Origin of the sequence: Neorhizobium tomejilense (assembly GCF_964254135.1) — a bacterium.
Classification (GTDB): domain Bacteria; phylum Pseudomonadota; class Alphaproteobacteria; order Rhizobiales; family Rhizobiaceae; genus Neorhizobium; species Neorhizobium tomejilense.
The window spans coordinates 3,988,678-4,012,855 of the sequence record NZ_CAXUSO020000001.1; the positions used below are offsets into that span (position 1 = coordinate 3,988,678).

Consider the following 24,178-nt stretch of genomic DNA (forward strand, 5'->3'; position numbering starts at 1 on the left):
TTCCCGCATGTTCGCCGTCGAAGTCCGCGATCACATCATGATCGCGCATAGTCTTGCCCGCCCGGTTTTCGGCCCCGCCCAAGGCATGCATGGGGCAACCTTCGTGGTCGACGCCGCCTTCTTCACCAGCGATCTGGACGAGAACGGCCTTGCGGTGGATATCGGCCTTGCGACCGACGTTCTGAAGGACGTGCTGGCGCCGCTCAACTATCAGAACCTCGACACGCTGGAGATTTTCGCCGGCAAGGTGACGACGACGGAATTCCTCGCCAGGCACATCTTCGACCGCATCGCCGATGCCATCCGGAACGGCCGGCTCGGCGAGGGTGGTAGCCGCATCCGCAAACTGCGGGTCATGCTGCACGAATCGCACACCGCCCGCGGCTGGTTCGAGGCCGAGCTGTGAGCCGCGATCTCGTCTTCGCCTATCCGGGCGAGCTGGAAACCCGCACGGGCGGTTACGGCTACGATCGCCGTGTCGTCGCGGCCCTGTGTGATCTCGGCTGGAATGTCGAACTGATCTCCCTCGGCGACGGTTTTCCGAACCCGGACGCAAAGCAGCTCGACGATGCCGAAGAGAGGCTCTCCGGCCTCACCGACGACAGTCTCGTACTGATCGACGGACTGGCCTTCGGCGTGATGGACGAATGGGCCGGGCGCGAAGCGAAACGCCTGAAGATCATGGCGCTCGTGCATCACCCGCTGGCACTGGAGACGGGGCTCGACAGCAAGCAACAGGAAATCGCGGCCGCCCGGGAGAAGGCGGCTCTGGCGCACACCCGCGGTGTTGTCGTCACATCGCATGCTACCGCTGCCGAACTGGCCGCGAATTACGCCGTCCCTGCGGAAAAGATCACGGTCGCCATCCCGGGCATGGATCCGGCGCCGCTGGCTGTCGGTGGCGGCGATCCGCCTCTGATCCTCAGCGTCGGCACGCTGACCCACCGCAAAGGCCACGACATACTGATTTCTTCGCTCGAAAAGCTGCGCGATCTGCCATGGACCTGCCGCATCGTCGGCAGCAAGATACTCGATCCCGACATCGCAGCAGAGCTCGAACGCCAGGTCTCCCAATCCGGGCTCGGCAACCGCATCGAACTCGCCGGCCAGATCGATGATACCCGCTCCGAATTCGCCAAGGCCGACATCTTTGCGCTGGCGAGCCGTTATGAAGGTTACGGCATGGTGTTTGCCGAGGCGCTCGCCCAAGGGCTGCCGATCGTCGGCTGCGTGGCGGGAGCCGTGCCGGACGTCGTGCCCGAAAGCGCCGGCTTTCTCGTGCCGCCGGACGACCCGGACGCCTTTGCCGCCGCTCTGCGACGGCTGCTGGTGGAGCCCGAAACCCACATTTCCATGGCCGACGCCGCAGCGATCGCCGGTGCCGGGCTTCCCTCCTGGCGGGACACTGCCGTAACCATCTCCGGTTTTCTGGAAACGGTTCTATGAGCGGCTTCGACAGGGACTGGCTGGCGCTGCGCGAGCCCGTGGATGTTCTCGCACGGGACGCGGACCTGCTGGCAGCGGCTGTACAATCCCTCGAAAGCGCCTCGGCCCCAACCATCCTCGATATCGGCTGCGGCACCGGATCGACCTTCCGCGCGCTCTCTCCAAGACTTGGAAAGCCGGCTCACTTTCGGCTTTTCGACCACGACCGCCGGCTGCTGGACGAAGCCCGCCGCTTGCATGGCGATGCTGTCGACCTCATCCACGGGGATCTCAACGACATCGGAGCGCTGCCACTCGCCGAAGTCAGCCTCGTGACCGCATCTGCGCTCTTCGATCTCTGTTCTGGGCAATTCATTCGCCGTTTCGTCGCCCATGTCGCGCAGAGGGGCGCCAGCCTCTACGCGGCGCTCAACTATGACGGCCGGATGCGCTGGTCGAAACCGCATCCGCTGGACGAGGCCGTGCTTGCGAGCTTCAACGCCCACCAGTTGAGCGACAAGGGTTTCGGATTGTCGCTGGGGCCGCGGGCGTGGGAGAGGCTGGCCGATTGCCTCGGGGAGAGCGGCTATACGGTGAGGATCGCCGAAAGCCCATGGACGATGGCTGCAGACCATCGCGAGCTGCAGCGTCTGTTCCTCGACGGAGTGGTGCGCGCGGTTTATGAATACGGCCAGCTCGACGAGAGCGAAATCCGCGACTGGGCCGATTTCCGGCGGAAAATGGTCGATCGCGAAGGCAGCCTATGCCAGGTGGGCCATCAGGACATCCTCGCAATCCGCTGAGACGGTCGCCTGCTGCGCTTCCAGGCGGAAGTTGCAGTCGAATACGATATCCGTGCCGATATTGTAGACGTGAACCTCCGGGCGGTGGGCTTCCGACAAGCGGTCGATCGGCGAAAGGCGGATGCCGGCGGGACCCGAACCGATGATGATCGGCGCGACCGAGATATGCAGCCGGTCGATCATCTGGGCATCGACAAAGCGGGAAATGGTGGTTGCGCCTCCTTCGACGAGCACCGTGGTGAGGCCGCGTTCGGCGAGCGCCTCGATAATATCCCGCGGCGCGAGTCCCCCATCCGCCTGGCGCGGCAGCCGGATGATCGTGTGCCGGACGTTGCGGCGCGGAGTGTCGTCGGCCTGCAGAACGAGCACGGGCGTGCCGCCGTCATGCAGCATCTTGGCCCGCTCCGGCATGCGGCCATTGCAATCCACCACGACGCGCACGGGGCTTCTGCCGCTGACGGCACGAACCGAAAGGCTGGGATTGTCGGCAACGACCGTCCCGACCCCGACGATCACTGCATCCACCAGTGCCCGGCACCGGTGCAGATGGGCAATCCCGTCGCAACCCGACACATCCTGGGCATCGCCGGTCGGCGTTGCGACGCGGCCATCCAGAGACTGGCCGACCTGGGCCAGAACCAGAGGCTCGCCGCGGATTGCGATCGGCCTGTAGAGCGAGAGACCGGAACCATCGACATCGGCGGAAAGCGCAACCGGGCGCAAGGAGCCTTCACGAAGCGAAAGCAGATGCTGCCACAGCTCTTCGGTCATCCTCACTGATCGCATATCTGCCTCGTCTTCCGGCCGAAAATGAAGAATGCCGGCACCTTCAAAAGGTTCCTCGCCCGCTGCATTCTCCCATAGCTGTAATACGCGCGGAAAATTTCACCAGATCAACATTCCGTCAACCACCAGACGGAGAGAGTTCCGGCTGCCGTGACAAGGAAAAGGCAAGCTCGGTTGCCGACCCCCACCGCCGCGAAAAGCTCATGAAGCGCGACAATGTCCAGCGGTTGCTCACGAAAGCCATGCCCCCGACGGCTTCGGATAGTCGCGATGCGATCTCCATGGGTATCCTCAAGGCCAAGCAAATGTAATAGATGAAGCCCGGCCAATCGAGTGCAGCTTGTGATGAGAGATATCCAGGAACAGAGTATTATCGAAAGCCTGTCCCAGCGGCACGGGTTCAGCCCTGGTGTGGTCGAGCATCTTGCGATGGCCTTGATCGCCGGGCATGCCAGTCAGGCACAGTTCAACCACGTCGAGCTTGGCGGCATGGGGCAATGGTCGAGTGGTGGCATGATCATGATCGGTGACATGTTCAACAATGGGTTGAAGCACCGGGTGGATATGCTTTGCTCGGAGATCGCCGCCTATATCCGGTCTGGGGAACTCTCCGGCCCGAAGGTGGATCGGCCCTATCAATCTCAGAGCCAGGGAGACGGAAACAGCTTCTTTTACCAGTCGAGTTCGCATAGCGGCTCGTGGCCGCAAAATCTCGGCCAGCCCTCATCGACGGGCGCGCAGAATAACCTTCGCTATGCCTTCTTCCCGGCAAGCCGCCGCCTGGCCATCGATGTAAACGGGCAGATCACGGTCTACGACACAAAAGACCATAACATCGGCGGTTTTTCGCAGCAGCAGAGCGGCGACCAGTCATTGACCTTCACCTCACAGCACGGGCTCGTGCGCGTATCGGAACTGGAAATCGTACCGTCCGCTGACAACACGCCGGCGCCGAACGAAGAACAGGAAACGCCGTCAGGCCAGAGCCTGAGCGTCGATATTCCATCGATAGCGGCTCCGAGCCCAGATATTCGCTCCTCGCCGGCTGGCGTCGATGCAGACGATATCTTCAGCAAGATTGAACGATTGGCTGGTCTGCATTCGAAAGGCATACTTTCAGACGATGAATTTGCGGCGAAAAAGACGGAGCTGCTCAAACGACTGTAACACTGGCAGCCTAGGTTCGTCATGGCGGAGAGGGTGGGACTCTCCGCCAGATAACCGCGCGATACCCGGAAAACCTGCGTTTTTCGCAAGCCGCTGCCCGCATTGTGGAAATTACGATACCCGCAGGTGTACCACGAGCGATACCCGGATCTCAAGGACCAGTTTCTCGATCAAACTCAGAGGCGAAGAACTTCCCGCTTCTGTTGATTTTCATCGTCACTGGCCCGGACTTCCCGTACGGTAAGGATCGCATTGATTTTGGAGGAATCTTCCTGTACGGTAAGCCACTTCAGGAGATACTCAATGTTGAGGTCAGCACGGGATTTCGGTGCCGCCATCCGCGAGAAGCGCAAGGCCATCGGTTGGACCCAGACCGAGCTTGCCGCACGTTCCGGCACAGGAGAGCGATTCATTGTCGATCTCGAATCCGGTAAGCCGAGCTGCCAGCTTGAAAAGTCCTTGATCGTTGCCCGCACTGTCGGCATCGAGATCGGCGATCTTAGGGCGGTCCAACCTGCTCCGTTGTCTCCGGATGATGATGACCTCGGCTTCCTGCCAACCTTCGAGTACGGCCGATGACGAGGATTCTACGGTGGCCCTTCCTTCGGCCGTCTGACGTTAGAGGGTTAGTGGCGGCTGGAGTATGACCCGCGCTGGGAAGCGGTCGTTTGGCCTTTCCGGTGTCACTCACCATCCCGACGTTCAGGCCCTAACGGCGCCAACAGGCTCCTGCCCTGGCTTGTCAACTGCTTCCGGAACGCACTTTGCCGAGATCGGTCAGCGGCTGAAGGCTTCTGCGAAACAGAAATATCGGAAGCGAGGACTGAGGCGCGGCTTTGGCCCCTAGATCCGAGCCCCACCTTCAAGAAGTTAGTGACCTGTAGAGGCTATCTGGCTTGCCGGTTGCTTATGCCATATATCAAGATTCCTGAGAAATATTCGCTGCCCGGCTACGCTGGTACCTCGATCGGTTGCTCCAGCACTTCCTTCTTCTTACGTTTTTTCTTGCGCCCTTCACCAGGAACAGCCTGATCCGTGATGAAGATTATGTTTCCCTGCACATCCATGAGCTGCAGCGCCTTCATCCCCCGCATGAGACTGATGCGAGAGAACAGCGGGAGGTTCAAAGAGTTCCTAGTCGGGTCCTTACGAGTCACAATACCGAAGACGATGCAGTACTTGCGTTCTCGTACGAGGGCTACCAACGCGTCCAAATCACCGCCCGTCATGAGGCCGCGGACAAGCGCTTCCACCTTATCAACGGCCTGGGGTTCTAGCCGCATTAGTTCGACAGCGTTAACGCCCTGATTGAACAGGTGGCTTAGCTGCGCCGACAGGGTCGATACCTTCACGTGATAAAAGGTGGCAACGCCATTGCGGACCGTCAGCAGGTCGCAGGGCTCCACCGCTGTCTGCCTGTGTTTCGGCGTGGAATATTGACCCCTCTGGCGGGGTGACCGGCGTCCAATTTTGACCCCCCACCTGTTTCGTCTGACCATCTGTCTTTTGAAGGCGGATGGAGGGGGAGTTGAAGCGAGTGGATACGATTGCGCGTGTTCGTCGAGCCTTCCATGTGCAGGGCTGGTCGGTGAAGAAGATCGTCCGGGAGCTGCATGTGTCCCGCAACACGGTCCGCAAGATTTTGCGATCCGATGAGACCGACTTTTCCTATGAGCGAGAACGGCAGCCGTTGCCGAAGACTGGAGCTTGGAAGGCCGAGATCGAGCGATTTCTGGCAGCCAACGAAGGTAAGCCTTCTCGGGAACGGCTGACGCTGATCCGGATTTACGAAGAGCTTCGGGCACTGGGTTACGACGGCAGCTACGATGCGATCCGACGCTTTGCGAAGAGCTGGTCGAAAGATCGAGGCGTTGTGACGGCTGAGGCTTATGTGCCGCTCTACTATGCACCGGGCGAGGCCTATCAGTTCGACTGGAGCCATGAGATTGTCCTGATCCAGGGCGTGACGACGACGGTGAAGGTGGCGCATGTCCGGCTCTGCCACAGCCGGATGATGTTCGCCCGAGCCTATATGCGCGAGAGCCAGGAGATGGTGTTCGATGCCCATGACAAGGCCTTCGCCTTCTTCCGTGGCACCTGCACGCGCGGCATCTACGATAACATGAAGACTGCGGTCGAGGCGGTGTTCGTCGGCAAGGAGCGACAATACAATCGCCGCTTCCTGCAGATGTGCAGCCACTATCTGGTCCATCCCGTTGCCTGCACGCCAGCATCCGGCTGGGAGAAGGGGCAGGTCGAGAACCAGGTTGGCCTCGTGCGTGAGCGCTTCTTCACACCACGCCTCAGGGTTAAAAGCCTGGAGGAACTGAATGTCTGGCTGCTCGACAAATGCGTTGCCTATGCCAAGGCCCATAGCCATCCCGAGCAGACGACCCAGACGATCTGGCAGATGTTCGAGGCCGAACGCGGCAGCCTCGTGCATTATGTTGGCCCATTCGATGGCTTCCACTGCGTTCCGGCCTCGGTGTCGAAGACGTGCACTGTCCGTTTCGACAACAGCAAATACTCCGTCCTGTCGACCTCCGTCGGCCGTCCTGTGGAGGTCCACGCTTATGCTGATCGGATTGTCATCAAACAGGACGGGGTGACGGTCGCTGAGCACCGGCGCAGCTTCGGCCGTGGCGACACCGTCTACGATCCCTGGCACTATGTCCCCGTCCTCGCTCGCAAACCCGGTGCCTTGCGCAACGGCGCTCCTTTCCGGGAATGGGTTTTGCCAGCCGCGATGGAGAAGGTGCGCAAACGGTTGAAGAGCGTCGATGACGGTGATCGGCAGATGGTCACCATACTCGGATGTGTTCCCGCTGATGGTCTCACGGCAGTTGAGGCTGCTTGCCAGGAAGCGCTTGATCACGGCGTCTGCTCTGCCTCGGTGATCATCAACATTCTGGCTCGAAGCCGCGACCAGGCTCCCGCCGCAACCCTGCAAATCCCGGATGCGCTTCGACTGACCCATGAGCCGGTCGCCGACTGCGCCCGTTACGACAGGCTCAGGAGGGCAAGTTGATGGAACGCACGCAGGTTCTCGAACTGATGAGCACGCTGAAGCTCTACGGAATGCGCAGTGCCTACGATGAGGTCATGGGCAATGGCATCAAACGGCAGCACGAACCGCCGCGCATTGTCGGTGACCTCCTGCAGTCGGAGATCGCCGAGAAGCAGGCACGCTCGATCCGCTACCAGCTCAGCATCGCCAAGCTGCCGTTGGCAAAAGATATTGACGACTTCGACTTCGCCGATACGCCCGTCAATGAATCCCTGGTGCGTGAACTGGCCACCGGCACGTTCGTCGCCGACCAGCGCAATGTCGTTCTCGTCGGCGGCACGGGAACCGGCAAGAGCCATCTGGCTATCGCAATTGCCCGTGCGCTCATCCGCAACAGCACACGCGGTCGCTTCTTCAACGTCGTCGATCTGGTCAATCGGCTGGAAACGGAAACACGCAATGGCAAGCAGGGTCGGATGGCGGATTACCTTACACGCCTCGACTTCATCATCCTCGATGAACTCGGCTATCTGCCGTTCGCACAGGCCGGTGGTCAGCTCCTGTTCCACTTGATCAGCAGGCTTTACGAGCGCACTTCGATCATCGTCACCACGAACCTCGCCTTCGGCGAATGGCCGTCGGTGTTTGGCGATGCGAAGATGACGACAGCTCTCCTCGACCGGCTGACCCACCATTGCGAGATCGTGGAAACCGGCAACGAGTCCTGGCGCTTCAAAAACCGATCTCAAAGCTAAAGCCGAAGAGCCTAAACACCCGCACTTGGCCTACCCTCTGCAACCCCGGCCAGCGCCGGGCAGGCCAAGCGCTGATCGCCTACAGGGGGGTGAAGATTGCACGCCGATAAGGGGTCAACATTCCGCGCCGATTGACAGCCGCCTTCTTGACACGAATCCAAGCGAGGTCGTGCCGTGAGTGTGGCCCTAGCCAATTTCGGCAACGCCTCTAAGGTCGAAACAAATCAGCAGATGCGGGGGGAAGCCTTAGGGCCGAAGGTTCATAATGGCGGAGAGGGTGGGATTCGAACCCACGGTGCCCTCGCAGGCACGCCGCATTTCGAGTGCGGTGCTTTCGACCACTCAGCCACCTCTCCGCTTAAGACGTGATGACGCGTTGGTCAGCGCGGGCGTTCTCATAGCGGGCAAACATGGGGCTGGCAATTTGGGTCTCGAGCACAGCGAGTGTGGCTAAGGCGTGCCGATCATGACTATTCAGCTTTAGACACTTTCGCCTTCCTTCTTTGTGGGGCAGGAATTCCCCCCTTTATGTCGAGAGCTTTTTGACCATTCACCAACACCCGATGAATGAAATTTTCTAGCACATCGAGTAGATGAGTGGTTTGCTCTTGGCTCGGTGACCAGGCCCGATGAGCCGCGGCGTTTCCGGCATCGGTTAAGACTGTAAGGATGCGATGCTCCGTTTCTCCGATGAAGCCTTGGTCCTTAAGTTCCTTAAGTTTTTCTTGAAAGGACTTTGCCGGATCAATCTTTACGCTCGTCACACAGCTGTCTAGGGCGGTTCTCAGACCGATCGCTGCCAAAGTGAAGCACTTTTCGTCGTAACATCGGTAAGTCTCATCCAGTATATGAAACAGTGTCGGATCGAGCTTTCCGATGTTATCCACCCAGTCAGGGCGAGCGCGCGCTGGCGGATGAGGCAGGGTCGTCTTTGTATGGACCGCCTCGCTTTGAGCTTCTCCTTCGTGATCATACCATTGATCTATATCGTTCTCATCCCAGGAGCTTTTCTCTAGGAAGACGGTCTCACATCCACGGCATTCGAAGAGGCTGTATGCATCTCCGCCGACCATTGAATGGCCCTCCCGATCCTCCCATCGCCAAGGCTTATCTACGCGGCCGTGGAGCATGCAATTCTGCTCACGATCGCAAGTAGGGCAATGCGCTTTCTCAATTATTTCGTCTTTAGTTTTCTTTGACCTCGCCATGACGCGGCTAATCAATCCTCTAGCTGCAAAACGGAGTTAATTCCTTAGAAAGTGGGATTGTTCTCAACCTTCGACTTCGTAATCCAAGTGCCGAACAAGCCCTCAAGATCTTTAGTCGCTTCTTGCCAACAAGCTTCACCCACAAGCTTGGCATATTTGCTGTCTATCGAGCGGCGTTCGCAGATATTTTTAACGTCGTCGTTGAACTGATAATCGTAAAGGAAAAACCCAACTACCTTTCGCTGTTGATTAGGCTCAGGAGCCAATTTGATCATCGAGAAGCCCAACAGGTAGTGAAGCGCTGTCAAAAGAACTAACACTCCCACAACTCCGACGGAAATTTTCTTTACCAATGCCCATAAATCGATTTTGCCCACAGGAAGCCCTCTCAGTTACTGCAGGCCACCTACATATTCGACATTAACAACCGATGTAGATCTGTAATCGAGCGACCAACAACGCGTTCATTGATTGCCATCGACGACGTCGGTCGCAGCAGTTACCTAATGAGGCGTTTCGATTTTTAGCTGCCGTCAGCGAATGCTGGCGAGGAGCCGGTTCAAATTTCTCGATCGGCATGGGGCAATCGACATACAGAAGCTCCTTTTCCTTCTAGTAACAGCAAGTGGAGCCATCGGCCTAGCGAACACCACGCGTTCTCTGCCTCGAGGATGGTCACTGGTGGGCTTGGGGGCGGTAGACATTGCCTTGGGCGGCTCTCGACGTGCCAAATGCGCCAGTGATTCTCCTTGGCCGATTGGCTGGCTGCTACACACGTGGATATTCAGATGGCAAAGAAGCAGGTTCGCGATGGCTCCTATATATATAGGGTCGCATGCCCACCATATTCAGTTACTTCTTCCAAATCGAGCATATGGGTTGTAACAATCTTGCGGTCATAGTTCCCAAGCGAGAAGGCGTCCGCCTATCGTAATTTATATAGTTAGATTTTGCATGAACCATCAAGCACTTGCATCTTTCATTTGGTCCGTCGCTGACCTGCTGAGAGGCGACTACAAACAATCTGAATATGGTCGGGTGATCCTACCATTCACGGTTCTCCGGCGGCTTGATTGTGTGCTCGCGCCAACAAAGACTGCGGTGCTTGCAGAACTGCAAGCAAAGGGAGCACTCGGCATAAACCCCGAGCCATTTTTGCTACGAGCAGCTGGGGTCAACTTCTATAACGCCGATCCACTCGACCTTCCCAAGCTGATGGGCGATCAGGACAACATCCGCGCCAACCTCAGCCGCTACGTCGAGGGCTTTTCGCCGGCGGTGCGCGACATATTCGAGCAGTTCGACTTCCACACTCAGATCGACCGGCTCGCCAAGACCGGGCTGCTCTACCAGGTGACCGAGAAGTTCACGCGCATCGACCTCCACCCCGAGAAGGTCGACAACACCGCGATGGGGCTCGCGTTCGAGGAGCTGATTCGCAAGTTCGCGGAAGTCTCGAACGAGACAGCTGGTGAGCACTTCACTCCTCGCGAGGTGATCCGGCTCATGGTCAACCTGCTGTTCGTCGAGGATGACGAGGCTCTGACCAAGCCGGGCGTCGTCCGCACCATCTATGATCCAACCGCCGGCACCGGCGGCATGCTGTCGATCGCAGGCGAGTATCTCGCTGAGCACAATCCGCAAGGCCACTTGACCATGTTCGGTCAAGAGCTGAACCCGGAGTCCTACGCAATCTGCAAGGCGGACATGCTCATCAAAGGGCAGGATATCGCCAACATCGCGCCGGGAAACACCCTGTCGGAGGACGGCCACCACGGGCGCCGTTTCGACTACATGCTCTCGAACCCGCCGTTCGGCGTCGAATGGAAGAAGGTGGAGAAGCAGGTCCGCGCCGAGCACGAGCAGCGAGGCTTCGATGGGCGCTTTGGCCCCGGCCTGCCGCGCGTGTCGGACGGTTCGCTGCTGTTCCTCATGCATCTAATCTCGAAGATGCGCCTGCGGGATGAAGGCGGTTGCCGCTTCGGTATCGTGCTTAATGGCTCCCCGCTGTTCACCGGCGGCGCCGGCAGCGGCGAGAGCGAGATCCGCAAATATGTTCTCGAGAACGACTTGGTCGAGGCGATCGTCGCTCTGCCTACCGACATGTTCTACAACACGGGCATCTCCACCTATGTCTGGATTCTTAGTAACAAGAAGCCCGAGGCGCGCCGCGGTAAGGTCCAGCTGATCGATGCCAGCTCTTTTTGGCGCAAGATGCGCAAGTCCCTCGGCTCGAAGCGCAAGGAGATGTCGGTTGAGCACATCGACACCGTGACGCGGCTGTTCGGAGGGTTCGTCGAGGCGCGGCTAGCGACCCTGTCAAACGCGGATGGTAAGGAGGTCGGCCGCGAGGTCGTGATCGAGGGCCAAGCTGAACCCCCGGTGCCCGAAGGCGGTAAGATCAAGTTTGCACCGCTCTCCCGCATTTTGCCAAACAGCGCGTTCGGCTATCGCACTATCACAATTGAGCGGCCGCTGCTCGACGAGGCTGGCAAGCCCCTGATTGGCCAGCGGGGCAAGGCGAAGGGCAAGCCCCAGGCGGATTCGAGCCTGCGCGACACCGAAAACGTGCCGCTCGACGAGGAGATCGAGGCCTACTTCAAGCGCGAGGTGCTGCCGCACGCGATCGACGCCTGGGTCGATCACGACAAGACGAAGACCGGCTACGAGATCCCGTTCTCGCAGCACTTCTACGTATTCGAGCCGCCGCGGCCGCTCGCCGATATCGACGCCGACCTCGACGCCGTAACAACGCGTATTAAGGCTATGCTCGAAGGGCTGGCGGCATGAGCTTCCCCGCATACCCGACCTACAGGGACAGTGGCGTTGAGTGGCTGGGCGAGGTGCCCACACACTGGTCGGTTCACAGGATCAGCGAGCTCTATCGCGAGGTTGTCCAACCTGGGCACGACGAGTTGCCAATCCTAAGCGTATCCATCCACGATGGCGTCTCCGATGGTGAAGCTGAACCGGACGATGGAGGTCGGAAGGTCAATCGGAGCGACGATCGCTCGAAATATAAGCAGGTAAGGCCGAACGACCTTGTCTACAACATGATGAGAGCATGGCAAGGAGGCTTCGGCTCAGTGAAGGTTTTAGGCATGGTCAGCCCAGCCTACGTGGTCGCAAGACCAAGACACGATGCGCCATCAGGCTTAATAGAACTGATGCTTAGGACCACTGGTGCGATCGAGGAAATGCGGCGTCGCTCGAAAGGGGTGACCGACTTCCGCCTTCGCCTTTACTGGGACGAGTTCAAGGACATGCGGATCGCGCTTCCTCCGTTGCGCGAGCAACTAGAAATTATCAACTTCCTCAGCCGCGAGACGGCCAAGATCGACGCCCTGGTGGAGGAGCAGCGGCGACTGATCACTCTGCTTAAGGAGAAGCGGCAGGCCGTCATTTCTCACGCCGTCAGTAAGGGCTTGATCCCCGACACACCAACGAAGAACAGCGGGACCGACTGGTTTGGTGAGATCCCGAGACATTGGCAAGTGGCAGGCATCAAACACTATTGTCACAGGGTTACAGACGGCGCGCATATTTCCCCAGAGATTGACGATGGCGTTCATCCATTCATCTCGACAAAAGACCTAATAGAAGGTGATATAGACTTCGAAAATTGTCTTCTTACGTCTGAGGACAGTTTTGCTTATTTGGTTCAAACCGGCTGCCAGCCATCCCGCGGCGACGTTCTTTTTAGCAAGGACGGAACTGTGGGCAGGACCGTTGTTGTTGAGACCGAGAGAAGCTTTGTAGTTGCGTCCTCTCTTATCATTATATCGCCGTCGCACGATCAGCTTGATGCACGATATTTGCACTATCTTTGCCAGTCGAGCTCCATACGAGGGCAAGTAGAGTCATTTGTGAAGGGAGCGGGTCTTCCGCGACTGTCAATACAGAACCTTCTTCGAGTCATAGGTGTGTTTCCGCCCATTTCAGAGCAAAAGATCATTGCCTCTTATCTCGACAGCGCAACCGATCGGTTCGACTTATTAATAAGCGAAGCATCATCAGCGATATCTCTTTTGGCAGAACGACGCGCTGGTTTAATTTCTGCAGCCGTGACCGGGAAGATCAATGTGCGGAACACCTCCAAGGCGCTGTCCTTCCCCGTCAATCGTGCGTATACGCGCGGATTGATCGCTTCCGAGATCATCGAGCGTTCGGCGCATCAGGCGACCTTTGGCCGAGTGAAGCTGCAGAAGATTGCTTATCTCGCCGAAGCCCACGTCGGCGTCACCGAGCTCGAGGGCGCCTACCTGCGTGAAGCCGCCGGCCCGCTCGATCGGGAGATGATCCGAGAGATGGAGCGCGAGGCAGGCGCGCTCGGCGGCGTTAAGATCGAACAACCCGACGGGACCGGCTCGGCGGTGACATATCGGCTAGCAGGCCATCGCGGAGCCCATCGTCAGGATCTCCACGGGCTGCTCGGCGACCGTTGTGCCAAGTTCGACAAGCTGGTCGAGGACATCGGCACGATCGACACCAAGGGCGCCGAGGCGGTGGCCACGCTCTTCGCCGTGTGGAACGACGCGCTGATTGATGGCGAGACGCCCGCGGACATGGAGATTAAGCTCGCCGTTCTCTCCAATTGGCACCCCGAGAAGGCTAGGAAGTTCAACGTCAACGAGCTGCAAATCTGGCTCGACTGGATGCGTCGCCACGATCTAGTGCCAAGAGGCACTGGGCCGAAGACAACCACAGGCAGGCTATTCGCATGAACATCGACAAGCTGATCGCCTCTATTCCAGGCCAGTCTCGTGCCGATCGGGCTCTCATCAGAGCTAGGGCGGTCAAACTTCTGGAAAGCGGCACTGGGGAGCAGAAGGACGCAGCGAACCGTCTCGTAGCTGCAATCGACGATCATGAAGCCTCCACTAGCGCCGCTCATTCTGAGCGAATACGAAGCCTGGCTATGGCACAGCGGATAGTTGAAGCGTTCACGGCCGCGCCACTGACGGAAAACCAACGCAAGCTCGTCCAAGCCCTGCTGGACAACCCTGGCGCCACCTCGACCGAGTTGAGCAGCGCCTACGGTCACCCCGGCAGCATGATATGGCAGATGCACTTCGGAAATCTCTGCAAAGATCGGCAATCAGATCTTTGGCCGGCGGAGAGATCAGAGACGCGCGACGCGCTGTTCTACTGCGGCATCCTCGCTGACATCGAGCGCGGGACCAGCCGCTTCACAATGAAGGCTGATGCCGCCGTCGGATTTGCAGAGCTGGGATTAAAGGCGAGGACCAAGTGAGCCTGCACAAAGAGATCAGCTTCGAGGACGAGATCTGCGCGCATCTTGCCGCGTATGGCTGGATCTACGAGCCGGGTGCCGCCGCGCATTATGACCGCCAGCGCGCGCTGTTTCCGACCGATCTTGTCGCGTGGGTGCAACGGACCCAGCCGAAGGCGTGGGAAGCCCTCAGCCGCAGCCATGGCGCAGACCCCGCGGCGGCGCTGCTCGACCGTGTCCGAAAGCAGATCGACGCTCGTGGCGCTCTCGACGTCATCCGCCACGGCGTCGACATGTTGGGTGTGAAGGGCCGTATCGAGCTCGCGCAATTCCGCCCGGCCTTTGAAATGAACACCGATATCATCGCCACCTATCAGGCAAACCGTCTGCGCGTCGTGCGGCAGCTCCGCTACTCGTTGGCGAACGAGAACTCGATCGACATCGCGCTTTTCCTAAACGGCGTTCCGGTTGCGACCCTCGAGCTGAAGACCGACTTCACTCAGTCGATCGCAGATGCCATCGACCAGTATCGCTTTGACCGGCTGCCTCAGCCTAAAGGCCAGTCGCGCGAACCTTTGTTGTCATTCCCAGGTGGCGCGCTAGTGCACTTCGCGGTAAGCAACAGCGAAGTGCACATGACGACCAGACTAGCTGGTCCTGCGACGCGCTTCCTGCCCTTTAACAAGGGCGACCATGGCGGCGCAGGAAATCCGACGAACCAGAATGGGCATCGAACCGCCTATCTGTGGGAGAAGGTTCTTGAGCGTGAGAGCTTGCTCGAGATTGTCGGTCGCTACGTTGTCGCCCAGCGGAACGCCAAGAACGCGATAACCGGCCTGATCTTCCCGCGCTATCACCAGCTCGACGCGACTCGGAAGCTCGCGGCGGCGGTGCGGGCCGAGGGACCGGGCGGAAAATACCTGATCCAGCACTCGGCGGGCTCCGGCAAGACGAACTCGATCGCGTGGGCCGCGCACTTTTTCGCCGACCTGCACGATGAGACGGACACGAAGCTGTTCTCGACGGTGATCGTCGTCTCGGATCGGAACGTCATCGACTCCCAGCTGCAAGATGCGCTGTTTGGATTCGAGCGCACTACCGGCGTCGTGGCGACCATACGCAGCGAGGGAGGTGCTAAGAGCGGCCAGCTTGCCGAGGCGCTTGCACAGGGCAAGAAGATCATCGTGTGCACGATCCAGACGTTTCCCTTCGCGCTCGACGCTGTGCGCGAACTCGCGGCAACGGAAGACAAGCGGTTTGCGGTAATTGCCGACGAGGCGCATAGCTCACAGACAGGGGAAGCTGCGAAGAAGCTCAAACAGCTGTTGTCGCCGCAGGAGATTGCCGATCTGGAAGATGGCGGCGAGTCGAGCGCCGAGGACATTCTCGCCGCCCAGATGGTTGCGCGCGCCGGCGAGAGTGGCGTCACCTACATCGCCTTCACCGCGACCCCGAAGGCCAAGACGCTCGAACTATTTGGGCGCCGGCCGAACCCTGATCAGCCGCCTGGCCCGGGAAACCTGCCGGCAGCATTCCACGTCTACAGCATGCGCCAAGCGATTGAGGAAGGGTTCATCCTCGACGTGCTGAAAAACTACACACCCTACAAGCTGGCGTTCCGGCTCGCGAACGATGGGCAGGATTGGGAGCAGCAGGAGGTCGAACGCAACGCCGCGCTGAAAGGGATCATGCGCTGGGTGCGGCTCCACCCCTACAACATCGCCAAAAAGGTTGAGATCGTTGTCGAGCACTATCGCGAGAACGTCCAGCCGTTGCTCGAGGGCAAGGCTAAGGCAATGGTCGTGCTGGGAAGCCGTGTCGAGGCGGTGCGCTGGAAGCTTGCGATTGACAGCTACATCAAATCGAAGGGCTATCGACTCGGCACGCTAGCGGCTTTCTCAGGCGAGGTGGGTGACCCGGTGTCTAGCGAGGAACCGTTCACTGAGGCGAGTGCTACGCTGAACCCAGGCCTCAAGGGGCGGGACATCCGTGAAGCCTTCGTCGGCGTGGACTTCCACCTGCTGCTGGTCGCGAACAAGTTCCAGACCGGTTTTGACCAGCCCCTACTCTGCGGAATGTATGTCGACCGGCGTCTTGCAGGCATACAGGCGGTCCAGACCCTCTCGCGCCTCAACCGCGCATACCCTGGCAAAGACACCACCTACGTCCTCGACTTCGTGAACTCCTCCGAGGAGGTCCTGACCGCTTTCCGCACCTACTACGACACCGCGGAGCTCGATGGCGTGACGGACCCGAACATCGTTCTTGATCTCAAGGCCAAGCTCGATGCCAGCGGGCACTATGACGAGTTCGAGGTTGACCGCGTTGTCGCTGTCGAGACTGACCCTAAGGCCAGGCAGGGCGACCTGATCGCGGCGATTGAGCCGGTGGCAGATCGCTTGCTCAAGCGCTTCAAGGGCGCGCAAGAGCGCCTAATGCGCGACACCGAGCATGAGGAGGGAATTGGCGCCGGTAATGCGAAGGACGAGCTCGACGCGCTCCTGCTGTTCAGGGCCGATATGGTCGCTTACCAGAGCGCCTACAGCTTCCTATCCCAGATCTTCGACTACGCGAACACGGCCGTCGAGAAGCGGTTCCTGTTTTACAAGCGCCTCGTCCCGCTCCTTGAGTTCGGCCGAGAGCGTGACGGCGTCGACCTCTCGAAGGTGACGCTGACCCACCACAACCTCAAGAACGAAGGCCAGCGCCGCCTCGACGTTTCGGGGCGCGACGAGACAAAGCTGACGCCCATGACCGGGATGGGGTCGGGCTCGGTGCAGGAGAAAGAGAAGGCGCTCCTCACCGAGATCATCGCGCGGGTGAACGACCTCTTCGGCGGCGACACCACCGACGGCGACCAACTGAGCTACGTGACGACGCTGCGGGACAAGATGCTCGAGTCCGAGGTCCTGGTGACGCAGGCGGCGAGCAACACCAAGGCGCAATTCGACAACTCGCCGACCCTGACGGCCGAACTGATGAACGCCATCATCGACGCCTTTGAAGCCCATACCTCCCTTAGCAAGCAGGCACTGGACTCCCAAAAGGTGCGCGACGGCTTGAAGGATGTCTTGCTGGGACCTGCCGGTCTTTATGAAGCGCTACGCTCCAGGTCAACAAGCCCGCCTTGACTCGTAGGAGCTGACGGGCTGGCGTGGTGCTTATGGACACTGCTTCGCAGCTTTCGATGTGCCAAACGCGCGGGTGAGTCGCCCTGGCACCGGGATTGCGAGGCGCCTAGTGTCCGGCCAAGACTTCACAACCCCGAACTAGGGCTGCAGCTTCCGTCCGGAACGCAGGGCTCCTGGCTTCGGGAAAGATGACTAAGTCGAGATCCTTCAATCCTCCACCTGGCGACGCCTTTATCTTGATAGGGAAACCCTGCATCCACGAGCGCGCGACATCTTCCGCACGGCCGGTGACGTCGACACTAATGGTCATGAGGTGGGTAGCGCGCGAAGCGCTTAGCTTGGTGCGAAGCTCCGGGAAAAACCCCGTCTGAGAAACAAGATTTGCATCCGCAACGACATCATGAGTGTCGGCGACTGAAGGCCATGGGTCGAGATCATCGGCAGTGTCGATCGACATGACCTGACGACCGCCGTCGAAACACGTCAGCCAAACGCGCGGCGTGCGCATGAATTCGCGCGCCGTCAGATCCTTGTCAGTCAGTTCGGCTCGCAATGTGACATTGAGACCATCGATCTTCGTCTCCGCCGTATCCTCGTCGAGGAAAAGGTAGGCGCTCGCTTCTTGCGCGCGAACCACGGCGGGAGCGCTTGAGGCGATTGCGAAGGCGAAAAGCGCAGCGTGAAATCTCATGCGAAATCCAGGAAATCGAGCCGACAAAAGGGAACCTTTGTCCCATAGCTCAAATAAGACTTTCTTCGCCGCCGTAATCCATTGTTTTCTTACAAGCGGGCAAGACGGCTCACATATAATCCCACGCCGGACAAAAAGGTTCCTTTAAGTCAATGGGTTACCGGGTATCATGGCCGGAAACCAGACGAGGATTTCAGGTCAGCGATGCGGAAGATCGGCTATGCCCGCGTATCCACAAATGAACAACATTTAGACCTGCAGCTCGCAGCGCTACATTCGATCTCCTGTGACCTCGTTTTCACCGACCAGGGAATTTCTGGTGTGACGTTCGATCGCCCCGGCCTTGCCGATGCCCTGGCCTCCGTCAGTAAGGGAGATATGCTGGTGGTATGGCGCCTCGACCGGTTGGGCAGATCTCTGATCGACCTGATCCGCGTCATCAATGATCTCGGGACAAGAGGTGTCGAGTTCCGTTCATTCAACGAAGCAATAGACACCTCCACCTCTGGCGGTAGGCTGACGTTCCACATTATGGGGGCGATGGCGGAGTTCGAGCGATCCATCATCAGCGAGCGCACCAAGGCAGGAATGTCTGCCGCTCGCTCAAGGGGAAGCTTGATCGGTCGACGACCGGCACTTACGCCCGAACAAATTGCAGAGGTAAGGAATCTAATAGAGCTGGGCAAGGTATCGGTCGGAGCTCTCGCCGCGCGCTACAATGTCCATCCCCGCACTCTCGTGCGGGGACTGAAACAGCGCGGCTACTCGATGCCTGCTGAGGTCCCGGAGGTTTCCGGAACGCCCCACCTGTAGGACGCCGCCTTCACGCGGATCCGAGGCTTCGAGCTACCTTCGCAGCGGCACCTCATTGCCGGCAGCATACGCTTAAAGTTGAGTTCCCGATCATGCGCACGCTCGCGTGCCGCCTGGATGCGGACCTTTAATTCTTCACTAAGCACGGTCACGCCACCTCCGTTACTGCATGCTCCGCGATCTCCGGGAGGCCGGCACCGTAGAGGATCTCACGCACCCAGCCACTATCGGGCCGCCGCTCGCCCTGGTCGCGGGCTTCGACATACCTGCCGACAAGACGAGCTACATCCCCATAGCTGCGCTCGTCACGGAACCAAGTCATCGACTCTGCTCCGCAAATCCACCGAAGGTGCCGATCATAGTGCCGGGGAAACTGCTCATCGTCAGCAGCCAAGATTGCGCACAGCTCACGCAATCCGATGGCGGAACCATCACCGACGCCGGAGCCATCCGCATCATTGTGGTTGACGAGGCGCTCAAACCTGTTCCGGAAGAACCGACGCAGATCCAACATTGCATTCTTCATAGTAATTTCCTTTTGGTCGCAGGTCATCGTCCACGCCGCCGGAAGGCGGCGTGGTATTAGCGGTCTAAGTCTATGGGAGGAGCCTCAACGTTTCCCGGAGTAGGAGATGTAACGTTGAAGCTATGTTTATATATCTTCGAAGAAGATAGGTATTCGGTTCAGCGTTACATCGACAACATCTCCGGCTGCGGGGAAGCCTCGGCAAGCAAACCCTTCTTCCTCTTGCGATGATTCCTGACGCGCAACTTGGTCTTCTCCCTCGTGTTCATCTTCCGGCCATGTTCCAGCGAGGAAAGAACGCCGTGGCGATCGTGCATATGTTCGGACACAGCACGCACTGCCTGGGAGCAACTGCTTGCCAAGGGGCATGCCAAACATTCAAGGGAAGCTCCCTGCACTGCAAAGGGAAGACCGAAGCATGCAGGCGCAAATGAGAGGTCCGGCAAGCGTTCAGTATCCCTGCCCTGTTCAGTGATGAGCTCCAGCTCGCCACGGAGATGGCGAACTGCATATTCCCGCGCGCCCTTCGGCACGATCTTGATTGCCTTGCTGAGGGGAAGATGGCGACGGGTCAGGCAGTGATGGGCCAACTTCGGACCCCAGGCGCCGCCCCTCTCCTCAATGCTCTCAAGAATGTAGTCGTGAAATTCCATCTGGACGGGAAGAGAGCGGTAGTTCTCATTCCGATACTGCGGCATGCTGAGACGCTGAACCTCAAGATACAGCGGATCCACAATCCACTTCTCAAGGCTGAGGGGCCACGCAATTTCAGCATCACCGCTGTCGAACAACTGGCCAGGGCGAGGTGCGCGCTTCCTCTTGCGCCGCCCTGCAAAGTCGAAGCTGAAGTCCATGAGCAGATTGTAAGGCAGGCCAAGTTCGTCGGCGCGCTGCCTCGCGTTCCAGAGCTCGGTGAGAGAGCCGTGCGCCTCACCAAAAATCCTGGTCCCGAGTCCATTGGCCGCCTCGGCGTCACCAACGTCACGATGGGTGCGCACATACCGCTTAAACGCAGTCCGATATAAATCCGCAAAGAGCTTAGTCGCCTCAAGCGGCGACATGAAGCGATATTCATACCACTTCGTATGAGCGCGCTCACGTTCCCGGCTGAGGACGTCGGGCATTACAAGCCTCAATGCAGTGATACCGTCGCGAACACGATTTTCAAACAGAAGACGATCTTCGGTCACAGGTTCTCCTTTGGATACGTAGGTATCCATTGCCAAATTGGGTTCGCAGCGCTGCTTGTTTGTTTATAGCGACATCGATGCTGAGATGACGCAAGTCATGAGCGGATGACGATCAGGCCGCCTAAAGCCCTCTGTCGCGCCCATGTCTTGTTTGCTTTATAACCCAAAGTTTCTGTGATGCAGACGATTCATGATCGCTCATGATCGCTCCAGGTTCATCACTGGCTCGCGCCAATGAAGATCAGCGGAACCTTAACGCGCCAGTGCGCTGAGCTCGCCTACGAGCGCTAATATCCACCCTGAACGACATGGGAGGATCCGTCCCCGGACGTCGGTGGACACCCAACCCATCCCCATCGAGCTCGTTGACGGCTTCTAGGACTTCGTCTTTTGTGGGTGGAGCGGTCACCATTGGTTAGCCGTGAGAGCGGCATAGGAGGATCGCGGCGGCCGGGAGTAAATGAACCATGCGGAGCCGCCGAACCCCAGGACCTCCAGAGCCAGCATCAAGGTGCAACATGAGCTGACGGCACGGGCTTCGATGATGACCAGCTCTTCATAGAACAAGCTGACCTCCCTCTTCTGACTGGTGCGGGCGACCCTCTATGGCATCAGGTAGGAAATGTTTTTGCCACTGCCACACAAGGCTTCCGCGGCTGATCAACCAAACCGGTGATCAGTGGTGTCTCGCTATCGATGGAGATTGCAGCTCTACTGGATCTACATCCACGAGAACGCTCTCAAGCCCACCTATATTAGAGATACCTGACGTTGGCACTTTGGCGAAAAAGGTCGAAATCAGCAAAAAGTGCCAACGAAACGTAAAGCTCTGTCAACTTAGCGTAGCGAACGAGTGATTTTCATATCGAAAATGGAAAGAGACGTTGGCATTTTGATACCGTCCTGGAGCTGAAGTTGTCACCTCTCAGCACGTATGCGTTGAGGCGACAACTTTTGGCAACGTCCTTATGCGTGTGCTTGTGAGGGCTCACTCAGGCGAGCGACCAGATCATCAGCGGATAGATGCGTGTAACGCTTTAGCATGCGCAGCTCTTTATGCCCGGAGATGCTGCTCACTTCGATCATGTTGAGCCCCCTCTCGAAAAGCCGACTGACACCCTCGTGACGAAGGTCATGGAAACGGAGGTTCTTGATGCCGGCCCGGACCAATAGGCGGCGCCACGTTTGCTCCAAGGCGCCAGGGCTCATGGGAAATACAATAGATCCATCTACGTCAGACAGATCCTTCCACAGCATCAGCGCGTCGAACGCTCGCTGAGAGAGTGGCACTTCCCTCCCCGATCCGTTCTTTGTCATCGTCAGCGTGATTACGCGCCGGTTATGCGAGATGTCGGGCCATTCCAGCCCAAGGATCTCTCCACGGCGCATCCCAGTCTCGATCGCAATGATCACGATCGTCCGGAAAAATGGGATCTTCCCAGCGTCGCAACCATCGAGCAGGCGCTGCTCCTCGTCACCAGTTAGGCGTCGACTGCGCTCGTTTCGGATCACCGGGCGGCGCACCAATTTAACAACGTTCTTCGCGAGCGGCATACCCCAATCTCGTATCGCGACCTCAATTGTGTGGCTGAGGATCGCCATCTCGCGGACGGCGGTAGATGGAGCTACAGATTGAAGCCTCTCGTCACGAAAAGAAGCGATGTCTTGCTGGCTGAGACCAATCAACGTGCGGTGCGAGAGGTCGTGACGCCGGAGAACATCGAGGCGCTGCGTTTCCTGAACGGCACCTCGCTTGAGTGGCGTAACCTCGTTCTGATAACGCTCAAGAAGCTCGCCAAGCGTTGTAGTCTCAAGGATCTTCGTGTCCGGCGCCATACCAAAGCGATCGACCTGCGTCTCAAGGTCTCGCGCCCACTTCTCCGCCTCAGCTTTGCTGTCGAAGCTCTTCGCTCGCGGCTTCATTCCGCGACGACGGACCTGTGCTTGCCAGCGTCCTCTAAGTTTTCTGATCGTTGCCATCTCAATCTCCGTTTGTGATCGAGATGATGCGTAGGATGCCCCGTTGAGGGGGCCAAGGACAATTCCGGCGCGCCAGCCTTGGCTCCGACAAGCCTCTACGTTAGTCATAATTCGAAAGAGACGGTCGACGGCATATAGCAACCAAAACCACCCTCAACGCGAAGAACCTTGAAGCTCTCGGCGCACAGCGGCTAGCCGAACTCCTGATCGAGGTCAGCACTGGCAGTGCCGCGCATAAGCGCCGGCTTCGTATGGAGCTTGCAGGGAACCACAGTAGTGCCGAGGTTGCCAGAGAGGTCCGTAAACGGCTTTCCAGCATCGCGCGCGCCAAGACCTTCATTGACTGGCGCAGGGTCAAGGCGACGAAGACCGACCTGGAGACACAGCGCAGGAAAATCGTCGAAACCATCGCTCCCGACGATCCGGTGGAGGCTTTCGAGCTGATTTGGCAGTTCCTGGCGATCGCGGATCCTCTCTTCGGGCGCTCAGACGACGGTAGCGGCTCATTGATCCAGAGCTTCCATCAGGCCGGCACCGACGCGGGGATTATTGCTAAGGCTGCGAAAATCGACGCAGATGTTCTGGCTGAGAAAGTGCTCAAAGCGTTCCAGGACAACGGTTACGGCCAATTTGACAGACTGATCACGGCGATGGCCCCAGCATTCGGCAACGAAGGTCTGGAACGTCTAAAGACGATTTTTGTGACCTGGTCGAGAGAACCCATAGAGAAGCCGGATAAAAAGATCGGCAGGTGATTGGCTGGAGCAGTGCGGGCGCGATCTACAAGGATGACGTCTATGGAAGTGGCAAGGATCTCACCATCCGCATCGCCCTCCAGGAAATTGCTGACGCCCAAAACGATGTGGACGCCTATATCGCGCAACAGCCGGAGAAAACGCGTAGCGCTCCTATGGTCGCAGCTGACATTGCCAACCGCTTGGTCTCGGCCGGACGCGCCGACGAGGCGCTGAAGGCCTTAGGTGAGGTGAAGAGCGGGGGCGGGACGGACGTTACCTTCGAATGGCAGCTAGCGCGCATCAAGGCACTGGAAGCGCTGGAGCGCAGCAAGGAAGCCCAGGAATTCTGTTGGACGTGTTTTGAGCAATCACTGAATGACGATCATCTGCGCGGCTACGTGCGGCGCTTGCCCGACTTCGACGATATCGAGGCAGAGGAGAAGGCTTTCGCCTAGCCCTGCACTTTTTCCTGCGCTGGACTTCACCCGGAGAGGCGGCAAAGCTCGTCAAGAAGCGGGCAGCCCACCTGAAACGCGAGCATGGGCGGAAAGCGGGTTTTGGAGTTTGGTGCAGCGATGATCGCACCTGCGCTTGGCAGCGTCCCCTGAGTTTTCTGATAGTGCCATCTCAATCTCCTGTTGTCGGAGATGCGTAGGACGCCCTGTCATCGGCGAATTCCAAGGATGCCGTCTAAGGGCTAGGCGCTATTCCGGAGCTGGTTCTTGC

The 24,178-nt window shown here is 58.6% G+C and carries 19 protein-coding genes, 1 tRNA gene and 2 pseudogenes; 13 read left to right on the forward strand and 9 right to left on the reverse strand.

Going from position 1 to position 24,178, the window contains the following annotated elements; translation table 11 throughout:
* The first annotated feature begins 7 nt into the window (after nucleotides 1–7).
* Genes ACSQ3G_RS19660 through ACSQ3G_RS19670 form a run of 3 tightly spaced genes read left to right on the forward strand, consistent with a single transcriptional unit; the run spans nucleotide 8 to nucleotide 2,228 of the window.
* Nucleotides 8–406 (forward strand): 6-pyruvoyl trahydropterin synthase family protein, encoded by a 399-nt coding sequence (locus tag ACSQ3G_RS19660; RefSeq protein ID WP_436111232.1) that lies wholly within the window; start codon nucleotides 8–10, stop codon nucleotides 404–406.
* On the forward strand, nucleotides 403–1,446 hold the full coding sequence (locus tag ACSQ3G_RS19665; RefSeq protein ID WP_436111233.1) for a glycosyltransferase family 4 protein: 1,044 nt from the start codon (nucleotides 403–405) through the stop codon (nucleotides 1,444–1,446). The genes ACSQ3G_RS19660 and ACSQ3G_RS19665 overlap by 4 nt, the downstream gene beginning before the upstream one ends.
* Entirely contained in the window at nucleotides 1,443–2,228 is a 786-nt protein-coding gene (locus tag ACSQ3G_RS19670) for a class I SAM-dependent methyltransferase (protein WP_436111234.1), read from the forward strand. Before ACSQ3G_RS19665 ends, ACSQ3G_RS19670 begins: the two co-directional genes overlap by 4 nt.
* Here ACSQ3G_RS19670 and ACSQ3G_RS19675 read toward each other — a convergent pair.
* The gene (locus ACSQ3G_RS19675) at nucleotides 2,187–3,014 is read right to left on the reverse strand and encodes a RibD family protein (protein ID WP_436111235.1); all 828 of its coding nucleotides are present in this window, start codon (nucleotides 3,012–3,014) and stop codon (nucleotides 2,187–2,189) included. The genes ACSQ3G_RS19670 and ACSQ3G_RS19675 overlap by 42 nt on opposite strands.
* Nucleotides 3,015–3,359: 345 nt before the next feature.
* On the opposite strand from ACSQ3G_RS19675, the gene ACSQ3G_RS19680 reads away from it, so the two are divergent.
* The gene (locus tag ACSQ3G_RS19680; RefSeq protein WP_436111236.1) at nucleotides 3,360–4,181 is read left to right on the forward strand and encodes an SHOCT domain-containing protein; all 822 of its coding nucleotides are present in this window, start codon (nucleotides 3,360–3,362) and stop codon (nucleotides 4,179–4,181) included.
* Nucleotides 4,182–4,484: 303 nt separating this feature from the next.
* Entirely contained in the window at nucleotides 4,485–4,760 is a 276-nt protein-coding gene (locus ACSQ3G_RS19685) for a helix-turn-helix transcriptional regulator (RefSeq protein ID WP_046636760.1), read from the forward strand.
* A gap of 371 nt (nucleotides 4,761–5,131) precedes the next feature.
* Here ACSQ3G_RS19685 and ACSQ3G_RS19690 read toward each other — a convergent pair whose 3' ends face one another.
* The gene (locus tag ACSQ3G_RS19690) at nucleotides 5,132–5,680 is read right to left on the reverse strand and encodes a DUF6119 family protein (RefSeq protein WP_436111237.1); all 549 of its coding nucleotides are present in this window, start codon (nucleotides 5,678–5,680) and stop codon (nucleotides 5,132–5,134) included.
* Nucleotides 5,681–5,709: 29 nt separating this feature from the next.
* On the opposite strand from ACSQ3G_RS19690, the pseudogene istA reads away from it, so the two are divergent.
* Nucleotides 5,710–7,279: pseudogene (gene istA, locus ACSQ3G_RS19695) on the forward strand (IS21 family transposase).
* Nucleotides 7,209–7,943: an IS21-like element helper ATPase IstB gene (istB, locus tag ACSQ3G_RS19700; RefSeq protein ID WP_142843351.1), complete on the forward strand. Its 735-nt coding sequence runs from the start codon at nucleotides 7,209–7,211 to the stop codon at nucleotides 7,941–7,943. The pseudogene istA and the gene istB overlap by 71 nt, the downstream one beginning before the upstream one ends.
* A gap of 266 nt (nucleotides 7,944–8,209) precedes the next feature.
* On the opposite strand, the gene ACSQ3G_RS19705 is transcribed toward istB, so the two are convergent.
* The 3 genes from ACSQ3G_RS19705 to ACSQ3G_RS19715 form a co-directional block, all read right to left on the reverse strand.
* Nucleotides 8,210–8,299, reverse strand: a tRNA-Ser gene (locus ACSQ3G_RS19705).
* Between the two features lie 114 nt (nucleotides 8,300–8,413).
* Nucleotides 8,414–9,016 carry a DUF4145 domain-containing protein gene (locus tag ACSQ3G_RS19710; RefSeq protein ID WP_436111238.1) on the reverse strand — a complete coding sequence of 201 codons (603 nt, stop codon included), beginning with the start codon at nucleotides 9,014–9,016 and terminating at the stop codon, nucleotides 8,414–8,416.
* A 179-nt stretch (nucleotides 9,017–9,195) separates the two neighbouring features.
* A complete protein-coding gene (locus ACSQ3G_RS19715) occupies nucleotides 9,196–9,528 on the reverse strand; it encodes a hypothetical protein (protein WP_436111239.1) in 333 nt (110 codons plus the stop codon).
* A gap of 577 nt (nucleotides 9,529–10,105) precedes the next feature.
* Between ACSQ3G_RS19715 and ACSQ3G_RS19720 the strand changes: the two genes are divergently transcribed.
* The 4 genes from ACSQ3G_RS19720 to ACSQ3G_RS19735 are packed head-to-tail and all read left to right on the forward strand — an operon-like array spanning nucleotide 10,106 to nucleotide 17,515.
* The gene (locus ACSQ3G_RS19720; RefSeq protein ID WP_436111240.1) at nucleotides 10,106–11,941 is read left to right on the forward strand and encodes a type I restriction-modification system subunit M; all 1,836 of its coding nucleotides are present in this window, start codon (nucleotides 10,106–10,108) and stop codon (nucleotides 11,939–11,941) included.
* Entirely contained in the window at nucleotides 11,938–13,875 is a 1,938-nt protein-coding gene (locus ACSQ3G_RS19725; protein ID WP_436111241.1) for a restriction endonuclease subunit S, read from the forward strand. Before ACSQ3G_RS19720 ends, ACSQ3G_RS19725 begins: the two co-directional genes overlap by 4 nt.
* Nucleotides 13,872–14,405, forward strand: coding sequence for a hypothetical protein (locus ACSQ3G_RS19730; protein ID WP_436111242.1), 534 nt, complete (start codon nucleotides 13,872–13,874; stop codon nucleotides 14,403–14,405). Before ACSQ3G_RS19725 ends, ACSQ3G_RS19730 begins: the two co-directional genes overlap by 4 nt.
* A complete protein-coding gene (locus tag ACSQ3G_RS19735; protein WP_436111243.1) occupies nucleotides 14,402–17,515 on the forward strand; it encodes a type I restriction endonuclease subunit R in 3,114 nt (1,037 codons plus the stop codon). The genes ACSQ3G_RS19730 and ACSQ3G_RS19735 overlap by 4 nt, the downstream gene beginning before the upstream one ends.
* A 106-nt stretch (nucleotides 17,516–17,621) precedes the next feature.
* Here the strand turns inward: ACSQ3G_RS19735 and ACSQ3G_RS19740 are convergent, their stop codons facing one another.
* A complete protein-coding gene (locus tag ACSQ3G_RS19740; protein ID WP_436111244.1) occupies nucleotides 17,622–18,152 on the reverse strand; it encodes a hypothetical protein in 531 nt (176 codons plus the stop codon).
* Nucleotides 18,153–18,410: 258 nt separating this feature from the next.
* Between ACSQ3G_RS19740 and ACSQ3G_RS19745 the strand changes: the two genes are divergently transcribed.
* Nucleotides 18,411–19,019, forward strand: a complete 609-nt coding sequence (locus ACSQ3G_RS19745) for a recombinase family protein (protein WP_436111245.1) — start codon at nucleotides 18,411–18,413, stop codon at nucleotides 19,017–19,019.
* Nucleotides 19,020–19,167: 148 nt separating this feature from the next.
* Here ACSQ3G_RS19745 and ACSQ3G_RS19750 read toward each other — a convergent pair whose 3' ends face one another.
* The 3 genes from ACSQ3G_RS19750 to ACSQ3G_RS19760 form a co-directional block, all read right to left on the reverse strand.
* Nucleotides 19,168–19,545, reverse strand: a complete 378-nt coding sequence (locus ACSQ3G_RS19750) for a hypothetical protein (RefSeq protein ID WP_436111246.1) — start codon at nucleotides 19,543–19,545, stop codon at nucleotides 19,168–19,170.
* A 164-nt stretch (nucleotides 19,546–19,709) separates the two neighbouring features.
* Complete coding sequence (locus tag ACSQ3G_RS19755; RefSeq protein ID WP_436111247.1) at nucleotides 19,710–20,735, reverse strand: hypothetical protein; 1,026 nt, start codon at nucleotides 20,733–20,735, stop codon at nucleotides 19,710–19,712.
* A 966-nt stretch (nucleotides 20,736–21,701) separates the two neighbouring features.
* Entirely contained in the window at nucleotides 21,702–22,715 is a 1,014-nt protein-coding gene (locus tag ACSQ3G_RS19760; RefSeq protein WP_436111248.1) for a site-specific integrase, read from the reverse strand.
* Nucleotides 22,716–22,849: 134 nt separating this feature from the next.
* On the opposite strand from ACSQ3G_RS19760, the pseudogene ACSQ3G_RS19765 reads away from it, so the two are divergent.
* Nucleotides 22,850–23,981 (forward strand): annotated as a pseudogene (locus tag ACSQ3G_RS19765) (DUF6880 family protein); the annotation flags it as partial.
* Nucleotides 23,982–24,178: the final 197 nt, after the last annotated feature.

What these genes read in the sequence shown, in the direction of transcription:
- istB (WP_142843351.1), top strand. Translation starts at nt 7,209, where the DNA reads ATGGAACGCACGCAGGTTCTCGAACTGATGAGCACGCTGAAGCTCTAC.
- ACSQ3G_RS19660 (WP_436111232.1), top strand. Translation starts at nt 8, where the DNA reads ATGTTCGCCGTCGAAGTCCGCGATCACATCATGATCGCGCATAGTCTT.
- ACSQ3G_RS19720 (WP_436111240.1), top strand. Translation starts at nt 10,106, where the DNA reads ATGAACCATCAAGCACTTGCATCTTTCATTTGGTCCGTCGCTGACCTG.
- ACSQ3G_RS19730 (WP_436111242.1), top strand. Translation starts at nt 13,872, where the DNA reads ATGAACATCGACAAGCTGATCGCCTCTATTCCAGGCCAGTCTCGTGCC.
- ACSQ3G_RS19680 (WP_436111236.1), top strand. Translation starts at nt 3,360, where the DNA reads ATGAGAGATATCCAGGAACAGAGTATTATCGAAAGCCTGTCCCAGCGG.
- ACSQ3G_RS19685 (WP_046636760.1), top strand. Translation starts at nt 4,485, where the DNA reads ATGTTGAGGTCAGCACGGGATTTCGGTGCCGCCATCCGCGAGAAGCGC.
- ACSQ3G_RS19745 (WP_436111245.1), top strand. Translation starts at nt 18,411, where the DNA reads ATGCGGAAGATCGGCTATGCCCGCGTATCCACAAATGAACAACATTTA.
- ACSQ3G_RS19760 (WP_436111248.1), bottom strand. Translation starts at nt 22,715, where the DNA reads ATGGCAACGATCAGAAAACTTAGAGGACGCTGGCAAGCACAGGTCCGT.
- ACSQ3G_RS19750 (WP_436111246.1), bottom strand. Translation starts at nt 19,545, where the DNA reads ATGAAGAATGCAATGTTGGATCTGCGTCGGTTCTTCCGGAACAGGTTT.
- ACSQ3G_RS19710 (WP_436111238.1), bottom strand. Translation starts at nt 9,016, where the DNA reads ATGGTCGGCGGAGATGCATACAGCCTCTTCGAATGCCGTGGATGTGAG.
- ACSQ3G_RS19725 (WP_436111241.1), top strand. Translation starts at nt 11,938, where the DNA reads ATGAGCTTCCCCGCATACCCGACCTACAGGGACAGTGGCGTTGAGTGG.
- ACSQ3G_RS19675 (WP_436111235.1), bottom strand. Translation starts at nt 3,014, where the DNA reads ATGCGATCAGTGAGGATGACCGAAGAGCTGTGGCAGCATCTGCTTTCG.
- ACSQ3G_RS19690 (WP_436111237.1), bottom strand. Translation starts at nt 5,680, where the DNA reads ATGGTCAGACGAAACAGGTGGGGGGTCAAAATTGGACGCCGGTCACCC.
- ACSQ3G_RS19670 (WP_436111234.1), top strand. Translation starts at nt 1,443, where the DNA reads ATGAGCGGCTTCGACAGGGACTGGCTGGCGCTGCGCGAGCCCGTGGAT.